Origin of the sequence: Halomonas sp. ND22Bw (genome assembly GCF_003011945.1) — a bacterium.
Classification (GTDB): Bacteria; Pseudomonadota; Gammaproteobacteria; order Pseudomonadales; family Halomonadaceae; genus Halomonas; species Halomonas halophila.
Window position 1 is genome coordinate 1 of sequence record NZ_PXWD01000012.1, and the last position, 22,165, is coordinate 22,165.

Annotated in this window: 16 protein-coding genes and 1 pseudogene; 8 read left to right on the forward strand and 9 right to left on the reverse strand. The window is 68.5% G+C overall.

Annotation, left to right across the window (positions count from 1 at the left end):
* Positions 1-311 precede the first annotated feature (311 nt).
* The gene (locus tag CVH10_RS13940; RefSeq protein WP_106488992.1) at positions 312-2,522 is read left to right on the forward strand and encodes an OsmC domain/YcaO domain-containing protein; all 2,211 of its coding nucleotides are present in this window, start codon (positions 312-314) and stop codon (positions 2,520-2,522) included.
* 115 nt (positions 2,523-2,637) lie between these two features.
* Here CVH10_RS13940 and CVH10_RS13945 read toward each other — a convergent pair whose 3' ends face one another.
* The gene (locus tag CVH10_RS13945) at positions 2,638-3,537 is read right to left on the reverse strand and encodes a LysR family transcriptional regulator (RefSeq protein ID WP_035595638.1); all 900 of its coding nucleotides are present in this window, start codon (positions 3,535-3,537) and stop codon (positions 2,638-2,640) included.
* Positions 3,538-3,637: 100 nt separating this feature from the next.
* Here CVH10_RS13945 and CVH10_RS13950 point away from each other — a divergent pair, with 100 nt between their 5' ends.
* A complete protein-coding gene (locus CVH10_RS13950) occupies positions 3,638-5,218 on the forward strand; it encodes an NADH-quinone oxidoreductase subunit L (RefSeq protein ID WP_106488993.1) in 1,581 nt (526 codons plus the stop codon).
* Positions 5,215-7,698 carry a YbcC family protein gene (locus CVH10_RS13955; RefSeq protein ID WP_106488994.1) on the forward strand — a complete coding sequence of 828 codons (2,484 nt, stop codon included), beginning with the start codon at positions 5,215-5,217 and terminating at the stop codon, positions 7,696-7,698. The genes CVH10_RS13950 and CVH10_RS13955 overlap by 4 nt, the downstream gene beginning before the upstream one ends.
* A gap of 153 nt (positions 7,699-7,851) precedes the next feature.
* Here the strand turns inward: CVH10_RS13955 and CVH10_RS13960 are convergent.
* The 7 genes and pseudogenes from CVH10_RS13960 to CVH10_RS13990 form a co-directional block, all read right to left on the reverse strand.
* Positions 7,852-8,019, reverse strand: a pseudogene (locus tag CVH10_RS13960) (hydroxymethylglutaryl-CoA lyase); the annotation flags it as partial.
* Between the two features lie 25 nt (positions 8,020-8,044).
* Entirely contained in the window at positions 8,045-8,944 is a 900-nt protein-coding gene (locus CVH10_RS13965; RefSeq protein ID WP_106488995.1) for a hydroxymethylglutaryl-CoA lyase, read from the reverse strand.
* A 3-nt stretch (positions 8,945-8,947) separates the two neighbouring features.
* Positions 8,948-11,011: an acetyl/propionyl/methylcrotonyl-CoA carboxylase subunit alpha gene (locus CVH10_RS13970; protein ID WP_106488996.1), complete on the reverse strand. Its 2,064-nt coding sequence runs from the start codon at positions 11,009-11,011 to the stop codon at positions 8,948-8,950.
* On the reverse strand, positions 11,011-11,817 hold the full coding sequence (locus tag CVH10_RS13975; RefSeq protein WP_106489044.1) for an enoyl-CoA hydratase-related protein: 807 nt from the start codon (positions 11,815-11,817) through the stop codon (positions 11,011-11,013). Before CVH10_RS13975 ends, CVH10_RS13970 begins: the two co-directional genes overlap by 1 nt.
* A gap of 41 nt (positions 11,818-11,858) precedes the next feature.
* Positions 11,859-13,466: a carboxyl transferase domain-containing protein gene (locus CVH10_RS13980; RefSeq protein ID WP_035595629.1), complete on the reverse strand. Its 1,608-nt coding sequence runs from the start codon at positions 13,464-13,466 to the stop codon at positions 11,859-11,861.
* Between the two features lie 57 nt (positions 13,467-13,523).
* Complete coding sequence (locus tag CVH10_RS13985) at positions 13,524-14,693, reverse strand: isovaleryl-CoA dehydrogenase (protein ID WP_106488997.1); 1,170 nt, start codon at positions 14,691-14,693, stop codon at positions 13,524-13,526.
* A gap of 282 nt (positions 14,694-14,975) precedes the next feature.
* Positions 14,976-16,907, reverse strand: coding sequence for a sigma-54-dependent Fis family transcriptional regulator (locus CVH10_RS13990; protein ID WP_106488998.1), 1,932 nt, complete (start codon positions 16,905-16,907; stop codon positions 14,976-14,978).
* A gap of 385 nt (positions 16,908-17,292) precedes the next feature.
* On the opposite strand from CVH10_RS13990, the gene CVH10_RS13995 reads away from it, so the two are divergent.
* The 5 genes from CVH10_RS13995 (at position 17,293) to CVH10_RS14010 (ending at position 21,099) form a co-directional block, all read left to right on the forward strand.
* Positions 17,293-19,089, forward strand: a complete 1,797-nt coding sequence (locus CVH10_RS13995) for an NAD(P)/FAD-dependent oxidoreductase (RefSeq protein WP_106488999.1) — start codon at positions 17,293-17,295, stop codon at positions 19,087-19,089.
* Positions 19,090-19,315: 226 nt separating this feature from the next.
* The gene (locus CVH10_RS26530) at positions 19,316-19,849 is read left to right on the forward strand and encodes a class I SAM-dependent methyltransferase (protein WP_219924706.1); all 534 of its coding nucleotides are present in this window, start codon (positions 19,316-19,318) and stop codon (positions 19,847-19,849) included.
* 21 nt (positions 19,850-19,870) lie between these two features.
* The gene (locus tag CVH10_RS26535; RefSeq protein WP_219924707.1) at positions 19,871-20,230 is read left to right on the forward strand and encodes a hypothetical protein; all 360 of its coding nucleotides are present in this window, start codon (positions 19,871-19,873) and stop codon (positions 20,228-20,230) included.
* Between the two features lie 245 nt (positions 20,231-20,475).
* The gene (locus CVH10_RS14005) at positions 20,476-20,754 is read left to right on the forward strand and encodes a hypothetical protein (RefSeq protein ID WP_106489000.1); all 279 of its coding nucleotides are present in this window, start codon (positions 20,476-20,478) and stop codon (positions 20,752-20,754) included.
* Positions 20,755-20,820: 66 nt separating this feature from the next.
* The gene (locus tag CVH10_RS14010) at positions 20,821-21,099 is read left to right on the forward strand and encodes a hypothetical protein (protein ID WP_106489001.1); all 279 of its coding nucleotides are present in this window, start codon (positions 20,821-20,823) and stop codon (positions 21,097-21,099) included.
* A gap of 98 nt (positions 21,100-21,197) precedes the next feature.
* Here CVH10_RS14010 and CVH10_RS14015 read toward each other — a convergent pair whose 3' ends face one another.
* On the reverse strand, positions 21,198-22,163 hold the full coding sequence (locus CVH10_RS14015) for an XdhC family protein (RefSeq protein WP_106489002.1): 966 nt from the start codon (positions 22,161-22,163) through the stop codon (positions 21,198-21,200).
* Positions 22,164-22,165 lie beyond the last annotated feature (2 nt).

Sequence of the window (22,165 nt, forward strand, 5' to 3'; positions counted from 1 at the left end):
TCTATAACCCACGGGGGGCACTATGGCCACTTTGCTTTTCAGCGGCCGACTGTCAGGTAAATACCGTCACACCTCATGCAGTTGACCGCCCAAAGCGCTGGCGCGCTTCGATCGGCAACTGAGCTTTGGCGTTACAAATTTCCTCATTACCATGGCACCTCGCCCCGCCAAGCCATAGGGACCATCAGCCATCCCTTGGCCCCGCCCGCGGCGAATTTTTGACCACCCGCCCAAGACGAAGCCCGCCAAAAGCTGGATAATGGCCGGCTACGCGCTACGGCCGCCCCACACACGAATCCGGTGCTTTGTCAATGGAAATCAAGGTCAACTATCTCGACAACCTCCGGCTGGAGGCCAAGTTCGACGATTTCACCGTCATCTCCGACCAGCCGATCCGCTACAAGGGCGACGGCTCGGCCCCCGGTCCCTTCGACTACTTCCTGGCGTCGTCGGCCATGTGCGCGGCCTATTTCGTCAAGGTCTACTGCAACGCGCGTGATATTCCCACCGAGAATATCCGGCTGTCGCAGAACAACATCGTCGACCCGGAGAACCGCTACAAGCAGATCTTCAAGATCCAGGTCGAGCTGCCGGAGGACCTCTCCGAGAAGGATCGCCAGGGCATCCTGCGCTCCATCGAGCGCTGCACGGTCAAGAAGGTGGTGCAGACCGGCCCCGAGTTCCAGATCGAGACGGTCGAGAACCTGGACGAGGACGCCCAGGCGCTGCTGATGGCCAAGCCGGAGGAGGGCGAGAGCACCTGGATCGAGGGCAAGGACCTGCCGCTGGAGCAGACTATCGCCAACATGACGGCGATCTTCGAGCGCCTCGGCATGAAGGTCGAGATCGCCTCGTGGCGCAACATCGTGCCCCACGTGTGGTCGCTGCACATTCGCGATGCCCACTCCAACATGTGCTTCACCAACGGCAAGGGTTCCACCAAGGAGAGCGCGCTGGCCTCGGCGCTGGGCGAGTTCATCGAGCGTTTGAGCTGCAACTTCTTCTACAACGACCAGTTCTTCGGCCAGGACCTCGCCAATCACGACTTCGTCCACTATCCGGACGAGAAGTGGTTCCAGCCGGGGCCGCACGACTCGCTGCCGGAGGGCATCCTCGACGACCACTGCCGGGCGATCTACGACCCGGAGGGTGAGCTGGCCGGCTCCAACCTGATCGACACCAACTCCGGCAACGCCGAGCGCGGCATCGTCTCGCTGCCCTACGTGCGCCAGTCCGACGGCGAGACGGTCTACTTCCCGTCGAACCTGGTCGAGAACCTGTTCCTCAGCAACGGCATGAGCGCCGGCAACACCCTGCCGGAGGCCCAGGTGCAGTGCCTGTCGGAGATCTTCGAGCGGGCGGTGAAGCGCCAGATCATCGAGGAGGAGATCACGCTGCCCGACGTGCCGCTGGAGGTGATGCAGAAGTACCCGCACATCCTCGAGGGCGTCGAGGCGCTGGAGGCCCAGGGCTTCCCGGTGCTGGTCAAGGACGCTTCCCTCGGCGGTCAGTTCCCGGTGATGTGCGTCACGCTGATGAACCCCAAGACCGGCGGCGTGTTCGCCTCCTTCGGCGCGCACCCGAGCTTCGAGGTGGCGCTGGAGCGCAGCCTGACCGAGCTGATGCAGGGCCGTAGCTTCGAGGGTCTGAACGACTTCATGCCGCCCACCTTCAACTCGCTGGCGGTTTCCGAGCCCAACAACTTCGTCGAGCACTTCATCGACTCCTCGGGCGTGGTGTCCTGGCGCTTCTTCAGCTCCAAGGCCGACGTCGAGTTCGTCGAGTGGGACTTCTCCGGCAGCGGCTCCAACAGTACGGAAGAGGAGGCCGCAGGCCTGTTCGGCATCCTCGAGGCGCTCGAGCTGGAGGCCTACCAGGCCGTGCACGAGGACCTGGGCGCGCCGGTATGCCGCATCCTGGTGCCGGGCTACTCCGAGGTCTATCCGGTGGAGGACCTGATCTGGGACAACACCAACAAGGCGCTGCTGTTCCGCGAGGATATCCTGCATCTGCACGACCTCGACGACGAGCAGCTGAGTGACCTGCTGGAGCGCCTGGAAGAGACCCAGATCGACGATCACGAGACCATCACCACCCTGATCGGCATCGAGTTCGACGAGAACACCGTCTGGGGCCAGCTGACCATCCTCGAGCTCAAGCTGATGGCCAATCTGGCGCTCGGTCAGTTCGAGGACGCGCTGGATCGGGTGCAGATGTTCCTGCAGTTCAACGACAACACCGTCGAGCGCGGGCTGTTCTACCAGGCCGTGAACGCGGTGCTGGAGATCGCTTTGGACGACGAGCTTGAGCTCGAGGACTTCCTCTACAACTTCAAGCGGATGTTCGGCGAAGAGACCATGGAGACCGTGGTGGGTGCGGTGAACGGCACGGTCCGCTTCCCGGGCCTGGAGCCGGTCGGCATGCAGCTCGAGGGCCTGGAGCGTCACCAGCGCCTGATCGAGAGCTACAAGAAGCTGCACGCGCATCGCGCCGCCCTGGCCGCCGAGAAGGCCAGCGCCTGAGTCGTCGGCCACGTCAGCATGCCGTAGAGCGTGTTGAAGTGGCGCGTGGTTACAGCAAAGCCCCGAGCCGGTCTCCCGGCTCGGGGCTTTTCGTTGGGACTACAGGGCGACCGACCTATGCCATGTCCTTCAAAGGCCGTGCCAGCAGCTCCGAGACGATGCCCGGCATGAACTCCCGGGGCAGGGTGATGGCATAGAAGTTTTCGTAGACGTTGGGCAGCTGCTCCAGGCGGGTCAGTCGCCCTTGCTGTAGCTCGTCCTTGACCACCACCTCGGGCATCACGCTCAGCGCGCCGCTGTCCCGGGCCAGCAGGCGCAGCATGGCCATGTCGTCGGCCTCGGCGAGGATTTTCGGCCGATACTGGTACAGGCTGCAGTGGCCATCGAAGGCACGACGAATCTCGTGATGCTCGCCGGGGAGCACCCAGCGCATGTCGTCGAAGCCTTCCGGGAAGGGCCGGCCGGGCGTCGAGTCGGGCGGGCCGATGATCGACAGCGGCTGTCGGGCCAGCAGCTGGCTCTGCCAGGAGGCGTCCGGGGAATCGGATGGCGGCATCTGGGTATTGGTGAGCACCACGTCGAGCTCGTGGCGGGCCAGGCCATCGAGCAGGTTGGCCATGTCGCGGGCGTGCAGGCTGAAGTGGACGCGCTGGCCGCTCTGGTTGAGCAGGGGAGCGATGAAGCCCTCGATGAAGTTGCGCGACATGGTGGAGAGCGTGCCGATGCGCAGGCGCTGATACTCCGGCTCGATACCGCGGCTGATCAGCGATTCCAGCTCCTCGCCCTTGGTGAAGATCACCTCGGCATAGTTGAACACCCGTCGGCCTGCCTCGGTCAGCACCAGGGCGCGGTGGCGTCGCTCGAAGAGCGGCTTGCCCATCCTGTCTTCCAGCTTGCGGATCTGTGCCGAGAGGGCGCTCTGCGACAGGTGCAGCGTTTCCGCCACCCGCGTGAGCTTGCCTTCGCGGGCCACGCGCCAGAAGTAGTAGAGGTGATGGTAGTTGAGTCGGCTCATTGGGTTCTTTTTTATAGAACGATAGATCAATAAATATCTATTTTAATTAAAAAGTGGCTCGCCGGATACTGCTCGCTCCATGGATCACCGGAGGCCCTCCATGCACGGACATGCGCTGTTCTTCACCTTCCTGCTCACCCTGGTGCCGGCCATCCTGGCGCTGGGGGCAGTGACGAGCGCACGCGGCCCCCGCGGGCGTGCCTGGCGCATCGGCCGGATCACGACCACCAGTGGCCTGCTGCTGTCGGCCTCGTTGATGGTGCTGGGGCTGGCATCGGGGCTTCCGGCGGTGGCCGGCTGGTGGCATAGCGGCATGCTGCAGCTGGTCATGCTGCTGCTGGCCAACTTCATCGCCTTCGTGGTGGTGCGCTACAGCGCTACCTACCTGCAGGGCGAGCCGCGCCAGCGGCGCTTCGTCGCGCTCGTTCAGGCGGTGTTTGCCGCGGTGAGCGTGGCGGTGCTCAGTGACCATCTCCTCGCGTTCCTGTTCGCCTGGCTGGGCATCAGCCTGGCGATGCATCAGCTGCTGATGTTCTATCCCGACCGCCCCCGCGCGGCGCTGGCGGCGCACAAGAAGTTCCTCTTCGCCCGCGCCGCCGAGCTCTGTGCCATGACGGCCTTCCTGCTGCTCTACCTGCACCATGACACCGGGCGGATCAGCGTCATCGTGAGCGACTATGCCTCGGCCGACGGCGCCCTGACCCTGGGCGAACAGGCGGCGGCCTGCCTGCTCGCGATGGCGGCGCTGATCAAGTGCGCCCAGCTGCCGTTGCACGGCTGGCTGATTCAGGTGGTCGAGGCGCCCACGCCGGTGTCGGCCACGCTGCACGGCGGCGTGATCAACCTCGGCGGTTACCTGCTGCTGCTATTCTCGCCGCTGCTGCTGCGGTCAGGCCCGGCCCAGGCGCTGGTCCTGACGGTGGCCGGCCTCGGCAGCGTGCTGGCGGCGCTGGTCATGATGACCCGCGTCAGCATCAAGGTGCGCCTGGCCTGGTCCACCAGTGCCCAGATGGGCCTGATGCTGGTCGAGATCGCCCTGGGGCTGACGGAGCTGGCGATGCTGCACCTGCTGGCGCACTCCTGCTACAAGGCCTACGCCTTCCTGAGTTCGGGCGAGGCGGTCGAACAGGATCTGTTGCGACGCCAGGCCCCCGGGCGCAGCCCCACGCCAGGCCAGTGGCTGGTGGCCGGCCTGATCAGCATGTCGCTGGTGGCGGCGGTGGTGGCGCTGGCCCGCGGCCTGACCGAGGCGGCGGCCTTCGACGCCAACAGCCCCTGGGTGCTGCTCGCCCTCGCCCTGACCGTGCTGCTGGCCGAGCGCAACAGCGAGCGTACCGCGGGCTCCGTCGTCGGCTTTGTCGGCCTGGCCGCGCTGGTGGTGCTCGCCTACGTCGGGCTCAAGACGCTGTTCGCCGCCTTCCTGCCCGAGACCGGCCACAGCGTCTCGCTCTGGGGCGACCTGTGGGTGAGTGCGCTGTTCGTGCTGCTCTTCGCGGGCTACTGGCTGAAGCGCCATGGGCTTCACTACCCGGCCTCGCAGACGCTCAACCGCTACTGCTATGCCGGTTTCTACCTGGACGAGTGGGTCACCCGGAACACTCTCAGGCTCTGGCCCCACGACCTGCCCGGCCGGATCAGGGCCAAGCAGCTGCACACAGCCTTTCGCGGGAGTGCCCAATGACGAGTCTCGAACATCCCCGGATCGCGCGCCCGGCCGACGCCAACGACGTCGCGCCGCTGACCGACGAACAGGACGCGGCGCTGGATCGCGCCTGCGCACGCATCGCCCCGAGCTGGCCGCTGGATCGGCTGATCGCGGTGAGCCCCTACTGGACCCAGCGCGGTGAGGACGCCGCGACCGTGTCGGCGCGGCTCTCGGCGCTGGGCAACGTCCACTGCCTGATGCCGCCGAGCCATTACCTGGGCGCCTGGCAACGTGGCGAGATCACGTCGGAGCACCTGGAGGAAGCGGCCGAACGGCTCGACTACCGTGGCGGCTACCGCAACCTGCTGGACGTCGTCGAGGAACTCGGCCGGCTGCCCCACTGGCACAACATCAGCGACCTGATCGATGCCCGTCGCGACCGCCAGCACAAGATGGCCTGGCGTGACGAGATCACCCAGCAGATCAGCCAGTTCTGCGCCGCCTACTTTCAGGAGGATGGGCCGCTCAACGCCGAGCGTCTGCAGGCGCCCCGCGGCAAGCGGCTCTATCAGCACTGGCGGGAGATGACCCTGAAGGATCGCGGCATCGCCATCCTGATGGGCGAGCCGTCGCTGCGGCGCTACTTCAAGACCCTGCCGGACACCGAGGACGGGCTCTTTCAGGCCGCCGTCGCCGAGCTGGAAGTGGACGCCGAGCGTCTCGAGAGCTATGCCCAGGCGCTGCTGCTCGACATCAACGGCTGGGCCGCCTGGGTCGCCTACCAGGACTGGCAGCAGGCGCTGGCCACGCCGGAGGAAGAGAGGGCGGGGCCCGCCTCGGACATGCGCAGCCTGCTGGCGATGCGCCTGGCGTGGGAGCTGGCGCTGTGGCGTTACATCCGGGCGGAGCATCCCGATCAGGGCGATCGCCTGACCCGTCTTTGGCACGCGGAACTGCTGGAGATGCCGCAGCGGGTCGAGCGCCATCGGCGCGCCCAGCGGCCCCTGTGGGTGTGGCAGCTCGCCGGCGAGCTGGCCTACCAGCAGCCGCTGCACCATGCCCTGGGCGGGGCGGTGCGTGCCTCGGCCCCGTCGCCGAGCGAACCTCGTCTGCAGGCGGTGTTCTGCATCGACGTGCGCTCCGAGCCGCTGCGTCGCGCGCTAGAAAGCCAGAGCCCGGCCATCCAGACCCTGGGCTTCGCCGGCTTCTTCGGCCTGCCCCTGGAACACCAGCAGGATGGCACCGCGCTGGCCCAGCCCCATCTGCCGGGTCTGCTGGCGCCCCGGGTGACCCTCAGGAGCGGTTCCTGCGAGGGTGAGGCTCGTTCGGCGAAGCGGCTGAACTGGAAGGCGCGCCTGCAGGAATGGAGCCGCACAGCGAGTGCCAGCTTCACCGCGGTGGAAGCGGGCGGCCTGCTCTATGCCGGCAAGCTGCTGCGCCGCTCGCTCGAGGCCAAGGCCAAGCGCGAGCCGCTGGCCATGGACGCGCTCGGCTGGCACTGGCGCGACAGCGGCGAGGCGTTGACCCTGGCCGACAAGGCGGCGCTGGCGCGGACCGTGCTGGGGGCCATGGGGCTCACCGAGCACCTCTCTCCCCGGGTGCTGCTGGTGGGGCACGGCAGCCACAGCAGCAACAACCCGCATGCCGCGGGGCTCGAGTGCGGGGCCTGCGGTGGGCAGTCGGGGGAGGTCTCGGTGAGAGCCCTGGCGAGGCTGCTCAACGATCCCGCGCTGCGCGAGACGCTGGCCGAGGGTGGCCTCGTGATCCCGGAGACGACCCGCTTCGTGCCGGCGCTGCATCACACCATCACCGATCGCATCGAGCTGCCGGAAGGGGAGACGGATGCCTTCGCGCTGAGCGAGGAGGAGCGTTCCTGGCTCGAACGGGCCGGCGCCCAGGCCCGGCGCGAGCGTGCGCCGAGGCTCGGCCTGTCGGCCGATGCACCGGAGCTCGAGAAGACCCTCGATCGCCGCGGCGCCGACTGGTCGCAGACGCGCCCGGAGTGGGGCCTGGCCAACAACGCCAGCTTCATCGCCGCGCCGCGGCGGCTCACGGCGCCGCTCGACCTCGGCGGGCGCAGCTTCCTGCACGACTACGACTGGCGCTCGGATACCGACTTCTCGCGGCTGGAGCTGATCATGACCGCGCCCATGGTGGTCGCCCACTGGATCAACATGCAGTACAACGCCTCCGTCACCGACAATCGCAAGTTCGGCAGCGGCAACAAGGTACTGCACAACGTGGTCGGCGGGCACATCGGCGTCTTCGAGGGCAACGGCGGCGACCTGCGCATCGGCCTGCCGCTGCAGTCGTTGCACGACGGCGAGCGCTGGCGCCACGAGCCCCTGCGTCTTAGCGCCTACCTCGCGGCGCCTCCGGAAGCCATCGCCTCGATCGTCGAGCGTCACGAGATGCTCGGGTCGCTGGTGGATAACGGCTGGCTCCACCTGTTCTCGCTGGACGACCGGAGCGGGGAGATCCTGGCATACCGGAAGGGGGAGTGGCGCGAGTCCTAGCGGGCTCGCGAGCCAAAGCGCTGCCCGCGTTCGTCGGCGTCCCGGTGCCGGACCGTGGTGAGGCCTGCGCCAGAATAAAGCCCCGAGCCGGTCAGCCGGTTCGGGGCTTCTGCGTTCTGGCGCGGGCTGACGGGGAGCTTCTTGGGAGAGAGCCTACTGCGAGGCCAGCGCCACGCCCGCCTTGGAGCGATTGGGCCGGCCGATGGCGCGGGTGATCCAGCTGCCGGCGGCGAGCTTCTCCAGGTCGACGCCGTGCGCGATGCCGAGGCCGTCGAGCAGGTAGACCACGTCCTCGCTGGCCACGTTGCCCGAGGCGCCTTGGTGGCTATGGAGAGAGGGCAGCCGCCTAGCGGCTGCTCAATGCCACGCCCGCCTTGGAGCGATTGGGCCGGCCGATGGCGCGGGTGATCCAGCTGCCGGCGGCGGCGAGCTTCTCCAGGTCGACGCCGTGTGCGATGCCGAGGCCGTCGAGCAGATAGACCACGTCCTCGCTGGCCACGTTGCCCGAGGCGCCCTTCGCATACGGGCAGCCGCCGAGCCCGGCCACCGAGCTGTCGATTACCGCGATGCCTTCCTCGAGCACGGCGTAGAGGTTGGCCAGCGCCTGGCCGTAGGTGTCATGGAAGTGGGCGCCGAGCCGCTCCATCGGCACGTCCCGGGTCACGGCTTCGAGCATGCGCTTGGCCTTGAGCGGGGTGCCGGTGCCGATGGTGTCGCCCAGCGAGATCTCGTAGCAGCCCATCTGATGCAGCGACCTGGCGACCTCGGCCACCCTGGCGGGGGCGATCTCGCCCTCGTAGGGGCAGCCGAGCACGCAGGAGACGTAGCCGCGCACGCGGACGTTGGCTTCGCGGGCGCGCTCCAGCACCGGGGCGAAGCGCTCGAGCGACTCCGCCACCGAGCAGTTGATGTTCTTCCGCGAGAAGGCCTCGGAGGCGGCGGCGAACACCGCGACCTCGTCGACGCCGCATTCCAGCGCGGCTTCCAGGCCCTTGAGGTTGGGCGTGAGGGCGGAGTAGGTCACGCCCTCGTGGCGGCGCAGCCCGTGCATCACCTCGCGGTGGTCGGCCATCTGCGGCACCCACTTGGGGGAGACGAAGCTCGCCGCCTCGATGTGGGTGAGGCCCGCCGCGCCCAGGCGGTCGATCAGGGCCAGCTTGGTGCCGGTGTCGATCGCCTCGGGCTCGTTCTGCAGCCCGTCGCGGGGGCCGACCTCGACCAGGCGAACGTGAGGGGGGAATGTCATGGGTTACTCCTCCGGCGCGAATTCCAGCAGCACGTCGCCCTGGCCGACGGTATCGCCGGCGGCGAAGTGGAAGCGTTCCACGTGGCCGTCGGCGGGGGCGGCCAGGGTGTGTTCCATCTTCATGGCCTCCATCACCATCAGCGGCATGCCTTTCTCCACCCGGGCGCCGGCCTCGGCCAGCAGCGCCACCACGGTGCCGTGCATGGGCGCGGTGAGGGTGGACTCGGCCTCGCGCTGGCCGTGGTCGATGGCGTCGATGCGCCGCCAGTAAAGCCGGGTCTCGCGCCTCGGGTCGACCATCACCACGACATTGCGCTCTCCACCTTCGCCCACGAGGCGCGCCTGGAGCCGGCGGCGATGGCCGTCGATGGTCACCGCCACGGCGTCGCCCTCCAGCGGCTCGAGGCTGGCCTCGAACTTCTGGCCGTTCAGGCTCAGCTGCCAGGGGGCGGATTCGCGCTCGCGCCGGCCCTCGACCACCGTGACGCTCTCGGCGTCGTCCTCGTCCGCCGCATGCTCGGGCGCGCACAGGGCGATGCGGATAGTGTGCGCCGCGTTGAGGCGGAAGCCGTCGTGGCGGTCCCAGGGCGAGTCGCTCTCGCACTCTCGGGCCAGCTGATGCAGGCCGATCAGCGCCGCGGCGGCGTATTCTTCCGGCGCGGTTTCGCGGGCGGTGAACAGCGTGGCCTCGTGGCGCTCGATGAAGCGGGTGTCGAGCTCGGCGGCGCGGAAGGCTGGATGGCCGGCCAGCCGCTGGAGGAAGGCGCGGTTGGTGACCACGCCGCGCACGTCCAGCGCGGCCAGGGCGCGGTTGAGGGTGGCCAGCGCCTGGGCGCGGTCGTCGCCGTGGACGATCAGCTTGGCGAGCATCGGGTCGTAGTGCATCGACACGGCATCGCCGCTCTCCACGCCGCTGTCGAGCCGGACCTTGTCGGCCTCGAGGCCGGCGCCGGCGAGGTCCAGGGCGAAGCGGTCCAGGGTGCCGGTGGCGGGCAGGAAGTCCTGTGCCGGGTCCTCGGCATAGAGCCGCGCCTCGAAGCTGTGGCCGGTGATGGTCAGCTCGTCCTGGGCCAGCGGCAGCCGCTCGCCCATGGCCACGCGCAGCTGCCACTCGACCAGGTCCTGGCCGGTGATCATCTCGGTGACCGGATGCTCCACCTGCAAGCGGGTGTTCATCTCCATGAAGTAGAAGGACTGGTCGGCATCCAGCAGGAATTCGACGGTGCCGGCGCCCACGTAGCCGATCTCGCGGGCGGCGCGCACGGCGGCCTCGCCCATCTCGCGGCGCAGCGCTTCGGTCATGCCCGGCGCGGGCGCCTCCTCGAGCACCTTCTGGTGGCGGCGCTGCACGCTGCAGTCGCGCTCGAACAGGTAGACCCCGTTGCCGTGGCGGTCGCAGAACACCTGGACCTCGACGTGGCGCGGCTGCACCAGGTACTTCTCGATCAGCATGCGGTCGTCGCCGAAGGCGGCCTTCGACTCGCGGCGGCAGCCGTCCAGCGCGGCCTGGAACTCGCCGTCGTTCTCGACCACGCGCATGCCCTTGCCGCCGCCGCCGGCGCTGGCCTTGAGCAGCACCGGATAGCCGATGCGCCCGGCCTCGTCCCGCAGCAGGGCGTCGTCCTGGCTCTCGCCGTGGTAGCCGGGCACCAGCGGCACGCCGGCGTCCTGCATGCGCGCCTTGGCGGCGGACTTGTCGCCCATGGCGGCGATGGCCGGGGCGGGCGGGCCGACGAAGACGATGCCGGCGGCCTCCAGCGCCTCGACGAAGGCGCCGTTCTCGGACAGGAAGCCGTAGCCGGGGTGAATGGCGCCGGCGCCGCTGCGCCGCGCGGCCTCGATCACCGCGTCCACGTTCAGGTAGCTCTCGCGGGCGGCGGCCGGGCCCAGGCGTATGGCCTCGTCGGCCTCGCGCACGTGGCGGGCGTTGGCGTCGGCGTCGGAGTAGACCGCCACGGTGCGCAGCCCCATGCAGCGCGCGGTGCGCATCACGCGGCAGGCGATCTCGCCGCGGTTGGCGACCAGCAGGGTGTCGAAGCGCGGGGTGGAATGGGTCGTCGGGCTCATCAATGGCGCTCCGTGTCGGAATCCGGGGCCCAGGCGGGGCGGCGTTTTTCGAAGAAGCTGGAGAGCCCTTCCTGGCCCTCGTGGCTCACCCGCAGCTCGCTGATGATGCGGCAGGTATGGTCGCGGGTGGCGTTGCTGTCGGGCTCGCGGGCGACCTCGGCCAGCAGCGCCTTGGTGGCGCGGCTGGCCTGGGGCGAGGTGGCCAGCAGGGTGTCGATCATGGCGTCGACGGTGGCGTCCAGGGCATCGGGCTCGACCACGCAGTGGGCGAGGTCCAGCGTCTGGGCGGTGGCGGCGTCGATGACCTCGGCGGTCAGGGCGTAGCGGCGAAGCTGCCGCTCGCCGATGGCGCGCTGCACGTAGGGGCTGATCACCGCCGGCGACAGGCCGATCCGGACCTCGGAGAGGCAGAAGCGGGCCTTCTCGGAGGCGACGACGATATCGCAGCAGGCGGCCAGGCCGACGGCGCCGCCGAAGGTCGCGCCCTGCACGCGGCAGACGGTCGGGCAGGGCAGTGTGTCGAGGCCGTGCATCAGTGCCGAGAGCTCGCGGGCGTCGACCAGGTTGTCCTCGAAGTCGTAGTCGGCCATGCGCTTCATCCAGTGCAGGTCGGCGCCGGCGGAGAAGTTCTTGCCTTTCGAGGCCAGCACCAGCAGGCGCACCTCGCCGCGGTGGGCGAGCTCGCCGGCGCGGCGCAGGTGATCGTTGAGCTCGCCGATCAGGTGGTCGTCGAAGGCGTTGTGGACCTCGGGGCGGTCGAGGGTCAGCCGGGCCACGCCGCGGTCGTCGATCTCGAGGTGGCACATCGGGGGGCGGGATTCGGTGTCGGTGTTCATGGCGATCTCCGTCACATCCGGAACACGCCGAAGCGCGTGTCTTCGATGTCGGCGTTCATGGCGGCGGCCAGCGACAGACCCAGCACGTCGCGGGTCTGGGCCGGGTCGATGACGCCGTCATCCCACAGCCGGGCGCTGGCGTAGGTGGGATGGCCCTGGTGCTCGTACTGGTCGCGGATCGGCTGCTTGAAGGCGGCCTCGTCGTCGGCGCTCCATTCGCTGCCGTCGCGCTCGAACTGCTCTCGCTTGACCTGGGCCAGCACCCCGGCGGCCTGCTCGCCGCCCATCACCGAGATGCGCGCGTTGGGCCACATGAACAGCAGGTTGGGGTCATAGGCGCGGCCGCACATGCCGTAGTTGCCGGCACCGAAGCTGCCGCCGATCAGCACGGTGAACTTGGGCACCCTGGCGCAGGCCACGGCGGTGACCAGCTTGGCGCCGTGCTTGGCGATGCCCTCGTGCTCGTACTTCGAGCCGACCATGAAACCGGTGATGTTCTGCAGGAAGATCAGCGGGATCTTGCGCTGGGCGCAGAGTTCGATGAAGTGCGCGCCCTTGAGCGCGCTCTCCGAGAACAGCACGCCGTTGTTGGCGACGATGCCCACCGGATGGCCGTGCAGGTGCGCGAAGCCGGTGACCAGGGTGTCGCCGTAGTCGCGCTTGAACTCGTCGAAGGCCGAGTCGTCGACCAGCCGCGCGATCACCTCGCGGGCGTCGAAGGGCTTCTTCAGGTCGGTGCCGACGATGCCGTAGAGCTCCTCGGGGTCGAGGCGTGGCGGCCGGGATTCCTGCATGGCCAGCCGGCCGCGCTTCTGCCAGTTGAGCCGTGCCACGCAGCGCCGGGCCAGCTGCAGGGCGTGGGCGTCGTTCTCGGCGTAGTGGTCGGCCACGCCGCTGATGCGGGCGTGGACGTCGGCGCCGCCCAGGTCCTCGGCGCTGATCGACTCGCCGGTGGCGGCCTTCACCAGCGGCGGGCCGCCGAGGAAGATGGTGCCCTGCTCGCGGACGATGATCGATTCGTCGGCCATGGCCGGCACGTAGGCGCCGCCGGCGGTGCAGGAGCCCATCACCACGGCGATCTGCGGGATGCCCTCGGCGGACAGCGTGGCCTGGTTGTAGAAGATGCGGCCGAAGTGGTCGCGGTCGGGGAACACCTCGTCCTGGCGCGGCAGGAAGGCACCGCCGGAGTCGACGAGGTAAATACACGGCAGGCGGTGCTTGCGGGCGACCTCCTGGGCGCGCAGGTGCTTCTTCACCGACAGCGGGAAGTAGGTGCCGCCCTTGACCGTGGCGTCGTTGGCGACGATCACGCACTCCACGCCCGAGACGCGGCCGATGCCGGTGACCACGCCAGCGGCGGGCACCGGGTCGTCGTAGACCTCGTGGGCGGCCAGCGCCGAGAGCTCGAGGAACGGCGAGCCCTCGTCGAGCAGGTGGTCGATGCGGTCGCGCACGAACAGCTTGCCGCGCGACTCGTGGCGTTGGCGCGCCTTCTCGCCGCCGCCCTGGGCGATGGCGGCGGTCAGCTCGCGCAGCTTGCCGACCTCGGCGCGCATCGCCGCGTCGTTGGCCTGGAAGCCCTCGCTGCGCGGATTGATCTGGGTGTTCAGAATGGCCATCAATGGCTCCTTCGCTACCTCGCCGGGAATACGTGCGGCCTGGGCGCCGCCATGCCGTTACGCCGATTCGTTGAAGACTTCGCGGCCGATCAACATGCGGCGAATCTCGCTGGTGCCGGCGCCGATCTCGTAGAGCTTGGCGTCGCGCAGCAGCCGCCCGGTGGGGTATTCGTTGATGTAGCCGTTGCCGCCGAGCAGTTGGATGGCGTCCAGCGCCACCTGGGTGGCCTTCTCGGCGCAGTAGAGGATCACGCCGGCGGCGTCCTTGCGCGAGGTGTGGCCGCGGTCGCAGGCGCCGGCCACGGCGTAGAGATAGGCGCGGCAGGCGTTGAGGGTGGTGAGCATGTCGGCCACCTTGCCCTGCACCAGCTGGAACTCGCCGATGGCCTGGTCGAACTGCTTGCGCTCGTGGATATAGGGCACCACCACGTCCATGGCGGCCTGCATGATGCCGATGGGGCCGGCGGCCAGCACGGTACGCTCGAAGTCGAGCCCGCTCATCAGCACCCGTGCGCCCTTGTTGACCTCGCCGAGCACGTTCTCGGCCGGCACCTCGCAGCCCTGGAACACCAGCTCGCAGGTGTTGGAGCCGCGCATGCCGAGCTTGTCGAGCTTCTGGGCGGTGGAGAAGCCGGGCATGTCCTTCTCGATGATGAAGGCGGTGATGCCCTTGGAGCCGGCGTCGGGATCGGTCTTGGCGTAGACCACCAGCACGTCGGCGTCGGGGCCGTTGGTGATCCACATCTTGTTGCCGTCGAGGATGAAGCGGTCGCCTTCCTGGCGGGCGCGCAGCTTCATGGAGACCACGTCGGAGCCGGCGCCCGGCTCGGACATGGCCAGCGCCCCCACGTGCTCGCCGCTGATCAGCTTCGGCAGGTACTTCGCCTTCTGGGAGGCCGAGCCGTTGAGCTTGAGCTGGTTCACGCACAGGTTGGAGTGGGCCCCGTAGGAGAGCCCCACCGAGGCGCTGGCGCGGGAGATCTCCTCCATGGCGATGCAGTGGGCGAGATAGCCCATGCCGGCGCCGCCGTCCTCCTCGGGCACGGTGATGCCGAGCAGGCCCATGTCGCCGAACTTCCGCCACAGGTCGGCGGGAAATGCGTTGTTCGCATCGATCTCGGCGGCGCGCGGGGCGATCTCGTCGCGGGCGAAGGCGTTGACGTGATCGCGCAGCATGTTGAGCTCGTCGTCGAGGCCGAAGTCGAGGGGCGTGTAGGGGGCGTGCATGGCGGCGATCTCCGTTCGTTGTTGGTCGGTCCGGGAGCGTTCGAATGCTCGGCTGATGTGGCCCAGCCTAGGATTGGTTGACGTTAACGTAAAGTGCAGCCTTTGAGGCCTAGACCAAGGTCGTGATCGTGCAGGGTTGCGATCGTGAAGCGCCGTGATCGTGAAGAGCCGTGTCTTGAGCATAGAAGCCGGACGGCATCAGGAAGAGATTAGCGTGAGAGTGAAGAGTGAGAGGGGGCGCGCAAGCGGGCGGCGGCGCGGCGGCCGCCTTTCCCTGTTGCCCTACGAGACGGGCTGGTGATTGGGCGCCACCAGGCCGTGGCGACGCATGCGGCGGTAGACGGTGGGGCGTGAGACGCCGAGCTGGCGGGCGACCTGGCTGATGTTCCAGGCCGAGCGCCTGAGCAGCTCGAGCAGTGCCTGGCCGTCCGCCGAGGTCGTAGTAGGTGCCGAGCTCGGTGACGCCGGTGCCGTGAGGGTGGTCGGCCCGGCGGCGCCGTGGCAGGTCTCGGGCAGGTCGTGAAGGGTGATCTCGTCGCCTTCCGCGGTGGCCATGGCGAAGGCCAGCGCGTTTCTGAGTTGGCGGATATTGCCCGGCCAGTCGTGGGCCAGCAGCGCGCTCATGGCGTCGGCGCGCAGGTGACGCGACTGGCCGCGTTCGGCCTGGAGCTCGTCGTGGACGCGGCGGATCACGTAGTGCCGGTCGGCGCGTTCGCGCAGCGCGGGCAGGCGCAGCTCGGCGCCGTTGAGGCGGTAGTAGAGGTCCTCGCGAAAGTCGCCGGCACCGATCAGCTCGGTCACGTCGCGGTGGGTGGCGGTGACCACGCGGATATCGACCTTCACCGGCGTCTCGGCACCCAGCGGCATCACCTCGCGCTCGGCCAGCACGCGCAGCAGGCGGGTCTGCAGCGTCAGCGGCATGTCGCCGATCTCGTCCAGGAACAGGGTGCCGCCGTCGGCCTGCTGGATCAGCCCGCGCATGCCCTTGGGCCGCCCGCCGGTGAAGGCGCCGGGCAGGTAGCCGAACAGTTCGCTCTCGATCAGCGACTCGGGAATGGCGGCGCAGTTCACCGCCACGAAGGGGGCCTGGGCCCGTGGGCCGCTGTCGTGCAGGGCGCGGGCCAGCACCTCCTTGCCGGTGCCCGTCTCGCCGTGAATCAGCACGCTCACGGTCTCGTTCCGCAACCGCCGGGCCAGCTTGAGCAGGCGGTGCATCGCCGGGTCATCGCCGGCGAGTCGATCCAGCGCCGGCACCGTCGCATCGCGCGGTGCGGCCGTGGTGGTGGCCTTCAGCGGGCGTCCGCGCGGCTCGAGCAGGGTGACGAAGCAGGTCGCGTCGTTGGCCCGGGCGCGAAACGCGCGGATCTGATCCTCGCCCGCGGCCGGAATGCCCAAGAGGTCGCCGAGCTCGGCGTCGAACAGCTGGGTGGCGCCGGGCAGGCAGGCCGCCGACCAGGGCGGCCAGCGGCGCAGGTGGGCGTCGATCAGGGCGCGGCCCTCGTGATTGGCGGCGATCAGGCTGCCGTCCTCCTCGATGGCGATCAGCCCACGGCCGTTCAGGTGCACGAATTCCCGTGCGCTGTCGAAGCGCAGGACCAGGCTGTCCCGGTAGCGGTGCAGGAAGTAGGCGTCCTCGATCATGCGCGCGTGCAGGTTGACCAGCGACAGGGCGAAGGTCTGGCTCTCGTGGGAGCGCGGCGACTGCAGCGCGGAGATGTCCAGCACCGCCATCACCCGACCCTGGGGATCGGTGATCGGCGCTGCCGTGCAGGTCAGGTCGATGTGGGTGGCGTCGAAGTGTTCGCCCTGGTGGCAGGTGATGGCCTGGCCGTCGTGCAGGCAGGTGCCCACCGCGCAGGTACCGGCATACCGCTCGTTCCAGTCGGCGCCCAGGTAGAGGCCGGCACGGCGCAGGGCCTGGTCCTGCTCGGACTGGCCGCGAAAGGCTACGGTGATGCCGCGCCGGTCGGTGAGCAGCAGCGCGTAGCCGAGCTGGGCGGCCTGGCCGTAGAGGCGATCGACCCCGGCGCGGGCCACGTGCAGCAGCTCGTCCACCGACTCCTGGTGGTCGCGCAGCGCCTGCTGGGTGAGCACGCGCACCGGCCGCGGGTGGCAGGGATCGAGCCGATACTCGCCCAGGCAGCGCTGCCAGGAGCGGCGAATGACGTCGCGGTGCTCGGCAGGGCCGGCCTCGTGGCCTTCGCCCAGCCGCATCAGGGTCCGGATGTGCTGGCGTTTCTCGGGTTGCAGAGCCAAGGCTGCCTCCGCTCGGGCCGCCTGATGGCGGCTCTTGTGATGTTGTTGTGATGTGTCGATGCGCTCCGTTCAGCCTATGCCGCTGCGCGCGGGCGTCAATCGGCGCGGGCTTCGTCCTTGGTCGGGGGTGACAGGTGTAACGCGGGCTGTCACGGCGTACGGGGTACAGCTGTGACATCGCGCCGTGCACTGGCCTATCGATCCGGCCCGTGCTGGGTGCGGTTTTACCTTCTTTATCAGTGGTTTGTTGTCGATGCCCGACGATCTGGCACGAATGCTGCGAGTGACTGGGGGCGTGAGCCGACAACGAGCACACATCACCAATAACAAGCGGAGATACGCCATGACCGCACGCACGCCCACTCAGATCGCCCGGCAATGGCTCGACGACTTCGATGCCGCCCTGACGCAACGCGATATCGCGCGGGTTCTCTCGCTGTTCGGCGAGGAATGCTACTGGCGCGACCTGATCGCCTTCACCTGGAACCTCAAGACGCTGGAAGGCCCGGACGAGATCCAGTCGATGCTCGACGCGACGCTGGATCGCGTCGCGCCCTCGAACTGGCAGCTGGACGGCGAGGCCGGCGAGGCCGCTGGCGTCGTCGAGGCCTGGTTCACCTTCGAGACCGCCGAGGCACGGGGCAAGGGCCTGCTGCGCCTGAAGGACGGCCGCTGCTGGACGCTGCTGACCGCCATGCGCGAGCTCAAGGATTTTCCCGAACCCAGCGGTCTTCAGCGTCCCATGGGCGCCGAGCACGGTGCCAACAAGGCGCGCGAGACCTGGCTGGAGGCCCGCCAGCGCGAGGAGGCCGAGCTCGGCTACCAGCGTCAGCCCTACTGCGTGATCATCGGCGGCGGCCAGGGTGGCATCGGCCTGGCGGCGCGCCTGCGGCAGATGAACGTGCCGACCATCGTGATCGAGAAGAATCCGCGGGCGGGGGATTCCTGGCGCAATCGCTACAAGTCGCTGTGCCTGCACGACCCGGTGTGGTACGACCACATGCCCTACATTCCCTTCCCGGACAACTGGCCGGTGTTCGCGCCCAAGGACAAGGTCGGCGACTGGCTGGAGATGTACACCAAGGTCATGGAGATCAACTACTGGAGCTCTACCGAGTGCGAGAGCGCGCGCTTCGACGAGGACAGCGGCGAGTGGGTGGTCGAGGTCAATCGCGACGGCGAGCGCGTGACCCTGCGGCCGAAGCAGCTGGTGCTGGCCACCGGCATGTCCGGCATGCCCAACGTGCCGCAGTTCCCCGGTGCCGAGACCTTCGAGGGCGAACAGCAGCACTCCAGCCAGCACCCGGGGCCGGATGCCTATCGCGGCAAGAAGGTCGTGGTGGTGGGGGCCAACAACTCCGCCCACGACATCTGCGCGGCGCTGTGGGAGCACGATGCCGACGTGACCATGCTGCAGCGCTCCTCCACCCACGTGGTGAAGTCCGATTCGCTGATGGAAGAGGCGCTGGGGCCGCTTTACTCCGAACAGGCGCTGCAGAACGGCATCGATCACCACAAGGCCGACCTGATCTTCGCCTCGATTCCCTACAAGGTGCTGCCGGACTTCCAGCGTCCGGCCTTCGACGCCATCCGCGAGCGTGACGCCGACTTCTATCGCAGGCTCGAGGCGGCCGGCTTCCTGCTCGACTTCGGCGCCGACGACTCCGGCCTGTTCCTGAAGTACCTGCGTCGCGGCTCCGGCTACTACATCGACGTGGGCGCCTGTGATCTGGTGGCCAACGGCGACATCAAGCTGCGCAGCGGTGTGAGCATCGAGCGCATCAACCCGCACTCGGTGACCCTGACCGACGGCTCGGAGCTGCCCGCGGACCTGATCGTCTACGCCACCGGCTACGGCTCGATGAACGGCTGGGCGGCGCGGATCATCTCCCAGGACGTCGCCGACAAGGTCGGCAAGTGCTGGGGCATGGGCTCCGACACGCCCAAGGATCCGGGCCCCTGGGAAGGCGAGCTGCGCAACATGTGGAAGCCGACCCAGCAGCAGGCGCTGTGGTTCCACGGTGGCAACCTGCATCAGTCCCGTCACTACTCCCAGTACCTGGCACTGCAGCTCAAGGCCCGGCTGGAGGGCATCCCCACGCCCGTCTATGGCCTGCAGGAGGTTCATCACCTGAGCTGAACATCGGCGCACGGTCTCCGCGCCCTCCCGATTCCGGGAGGGCGCTTGCGTGTGTCACCGGGCGTTCGCCTCGGGGCCGACCGCCGAGCCTGCTCATATAACGCGCACCTGCTAGAACTAAGAGAACGAGCCCCGCGATGCCGACAGGGGCGATAGGGACGGTCTCCTGCCGACATGCGGTTCCTGTTCTTCGGACGTGCCATCCGGCACGCCAAGGGAGACCGTCATGAGCACGCCTTCCGCTTTTCCCTCCTCATCCTCCCCATCCCCGCCGTCGGCCGGGATGTCCTCGCCCAGCGACTACGTCGCCTTCTGGAACGATACGCTGGCCGACAAGTTCAACCGCTACCAGCACATCCTGATGAATGGCCTCAGCTACCACAGCCGGGTGGCCCTCGAGGAGCTGGAGCTGTCCCCCGGCTCGCGCATTCTCGACGTGGGTTGCGGCTGGGGCGATACCGCCATTCAGCTTGCGCGAATGACCGGCCCCGAGGGCGAGGTGCTGGGCATCGACTGCGTCGACGCCTTTCTCGAGGACGCCCGCCGCCGCGCCGAGCAAGCCGGTGTTCGCAACCTGCGCTTCGAGGCCGCCGATGTCGAGCGCTACGCCTTCGCCGCGCACTTCGACCTGTGCTTCTCGCGCTTCGGCATGATGTTCTTCGAGCATCCGGTCCCCGCCATGCGCAACGTCTTCCAGGCCCTGAAGCCCGGCGGGGAGCTGGTGTTCATCGTCTGGCGCGATATCGCCGACAATCCCTAGCTGGGGCTGCCGAAGGAGGTGGTGCTCGACTTCCTGCCGCCTCCCGGTGACAACGCGCGCAGCTGTGGCCCCGGGCCCTTCTCGATGGCCGATCCCGACACGGTCCGCCAGCAGCTCAAGATCGCCGGCTTTACCGACATCGGTTTCGGCCGCAACGACGGCCCGGTCGAGGTGGGCGACTCGGTGGAGGAGGCGGTGCGTTTCCAGCTGGCGCTGGGGCCGGCGGGCGAGGTGTTCCGCGAGGCCGGCGAGGAGGCCGAGCGGCAGCGTCCCGACATCGAGGCGGCGCTGCGCAAGGCGCTGACGTCCTTCGAGCAGGGCGGCAGGATCGTGATGGGGTCGAGTTCCTGGACGATCGTCGCCCGCAAGTCCCACGGCTGAACCTTCCGATGGCGCGGTGACGCGTCGCCGTTCGCCACCTAGAGAGGCACGGGCAACCGCCCGTGCCTCTCTGCGTTCACGTGCCCCCTGGGCCGGCACCTGTCACTCGTTATTTCATTCTATTAAATCGAAAATATATTTCGATTTAAGCCGCTTTTGTTCGTAAATATTGAACTGTAAGCTTTCTAACAAGTCATCGAGACACGCCAACTTTCACCTCATCCCGCGCCCGAAGGAGGCCCATCATGAACACCAAACTGACCCTTTCCGCCCTGCTGATCGCCGCACTGCCGCTGGCCGCCCAGGCTCACGACAACGCCTCCGAGCGTGCCCTGCAGCTCAACCAGCAGCCGCTCTCGGCGCCGAGCCACCAGGCCTCGAACGTGCAGGTCGATGTCGACCAGGCCAATGGCGACAGCTGGGCCATGAAGGAGGCTCGCGCCAGCCTGCCGAGCCACAGCGACGAGACTCACATCGATGTTTCCGGCGATCCGCTGACCCTGGCCAAGCAGGCGACCAGCTAACACGACGCCAGGCGACCGAGTTCGCTCCGTTATCCAACATTCATTGCCTTTCGAAGGAGATGCTTCATGAACACCAAACTGACCCTTTCAGCTCTGCTGATCGCTGCCCTGCCGCTGGCCGCCCAGGCTCACGACAACGCCTCCGAGCGTGCCCTGCAGCTCAACCAGCAGCCGCTCTCGGCGCCGAGTCATCAGGCCTCGAACGTGCAGGTCGATGTCGACCAGGCCGATGGCGACAGCTGGGCCATGAAGGAGGCTCGCGCCAGCCTGCTGAGCCACAGCGCCGAGACCCATGTCGATGTTTCCGGCGACGCTCTGTCGCTGGCCCGGGAAGCCACCAGCTGATAGGCGCCCGCCGCCACGCTGGCTTCTTGCCGGAACGAACAAGGCCCCGCCAAGCGGGGCCTCGTTCGTTGATGAGCGCTCGTTGGACTGAATGCCCGTCACTTCCCGCGCATCACCCGCACGATGTCGCTCACCGTCGCCAGGGCGATCTCGGCCGGCGTCTTGCTGCCGAGATCCAGGCCGATCGGCATGTGGATGCGTTCGAGGGCCGCCTCGTCGATGCCGCCGCTGCGCCTGAGACGCTCGGCACGCTTCTCCGAGGTGCGCCGGGAACCCATGACGCCGATGTAGAAGGCGTCACCGCGCACGGCCTCGAGCATGGTCAGGTCGTCCAGACGCGGATCGTGGGTGACGGCGACCACTGCCGTCATGCGGTGCGCCCCCTCGCGGCGCAGGAACTCGCTCGGCAGCTCGCGGTGGCCGTGGGCATCGCCGAGCTCGATGCCTTCCCAGGCCTCGGGGCGCGGATCGCACACCACCACCTCGAAGCCCAGCGCCAGGCCGAACTGTACGCAGAACTGGCTGACCGGCGAGAGGCCGGCGACCAGCAGCCGCGCGGCGGGGCCGACGTGGATGCTTACCGCTTCTGCCTCGCGCGTCACGCCCGGTCCCATGGCCGCCGCCAGCTGCCAGTGGCTCTCGCCGCCGTCGAGGGCCACGCGGCGCTCCAGCAGCTGGCCGCCCTGCAGCGCCTCGGCGTAGGCCTCGAGCTTGTCGGCCACCGACGCGGCGCCGGCCGGCCAGTGCTCGATCAGCACCTCGAGCCGCCCCTCGCAGGGCAGGCTCACCCGGCTGCCGTGCAGCGCATCGGCGCCGTCGCCGTAGGCGATGACCTGGGCCGGCGCGCGGAAGTCGCCTGCCGCGAGCCGTTCCAGGAAATCCTCCTCCACGCAGCCGCCGGACAGCGAGCCCACATGGCGGCCGTCGGCCCGGCCGACCAGCAGGGCGCCCGGTTCGCGCGGCGCCGAGCCGAAGGTCGAGAGCACCGTGCACCACCACAGGTCATGACCCTCGGCGTGCCAGCGCCGCGCGGCCTCGACCACGTCCACGTCCAGTGCGCGCATGG

Excerpts from the sequence above, each read along its gene's own strand:
- CVH10_RS13940 (WP_106488992.1), top strand. The coding sequence starts at position 312 with ATGGAAATCAAGGTCAACTATCTCGACAACCTCCGGCTGGAGGCCAAG.
- CVH10_RS13945 (WP_035595638.1), bottom strand. The coding sequence starts at position 3,537 with ATGAGCCGACTCAACTACCATCACCTCTACTACTTCTGGCGCGTGGCC.
- CVH10_RS13950 (WP_106488993.1), top strand. The coding sequence starts at position 3,638 with ATGCACGGACATGCGCTGTTCTTCACCTTCCTGCTCACCCTGGTGCCG.
- CVH10_RS13955 (WP_106488994.1), top strand. The coding sequence starts at position 5,215 with ATGACGAGTCTCGAACATCCCCGGATCGCGCGCCCGGCCGACGCCAAC.
- CVH10_RS13965 (WP_106488995.1), bottom strand. The coding sequence starts at position 8,944 with ATGACATTCCCCCCTCACGTTCGCCTGGTCGAGGTCGGCCCCCGCGAC.
- CVH10_RS13970 (WP_106488996.1), bottom strand. The coding sequence starts at position 11,011 with ATGAGCCCGACGACCCATTCCACCCCGCGCTTCGACACCCTGCTGGTC.
- CVH10_RS13975 (WP_106489044.1), bottom strand. The coding sequence starts at position 11,817 with ATGTGCCACCTCGAGATCGACGACCGCGGCGTGGCCCGGCTGACCCTC.
- CVH10_RS13980 (WP_035595629.1), bottom strand. The coding sequence starts at position 13,466 with ATGGCCATTCTGAACACCCAGATCAATCCGCGCAGCGAGGGCTTCCAG.
- CVH10_RS13985 (WP_106488997.1), bottom strand. The coding sequence starts at position 14,693 with ATGCACGCCCCCTACACGCCCCTCGACTTCGGCCTCGACGACGAGCTC.
- CVH10_RS13990 (WP_106488998.1), bottom strand. The coding sequence starts at position 16,907 with ATGCGGCTGGGCGAAGGCCACGAGGCCGGCCCTGCCGAGCACCGCGAC.
- CVH10_RS13995 (WP_106488999.1), top strand. The coding sequence starts at position 17,293 with ATGACCGCACGCACGCCCACTCAGATCGCCCGGCAATGGCTCGACGAC.
- CVH10_RS26530 (WP_219924706.1), top strand. The coding sequence starts at position 19,316 with ATGAGCACGCCTTCCGCTTTTCCCTCCTCATCCTCCCCATCCCCGCCG.
- CVH10_RS14005 (WP_106489000.1), top strand. The coding sequence starts at position 20,476 with ATGAACACCAAACTGACCCTTTCCGCCCTGCTGATCGCCGCACTGCCG.
- CVH10_RS14010 (WP_106489001.1), top strand. The coding sequence starts at position 20,821 with ATGAACACCAAACTGACCCTTTCAGCTCTGCTGATCGCTGCCCTGCCG.
- CVH10_RS14015 (WP_106489002.1), bottom strand. The coding sequence starts at position 22,163 with ATGCGCGCACTGGACGTGGACGTGGTCGAGGCCGCGCGGCGCTGGCAC.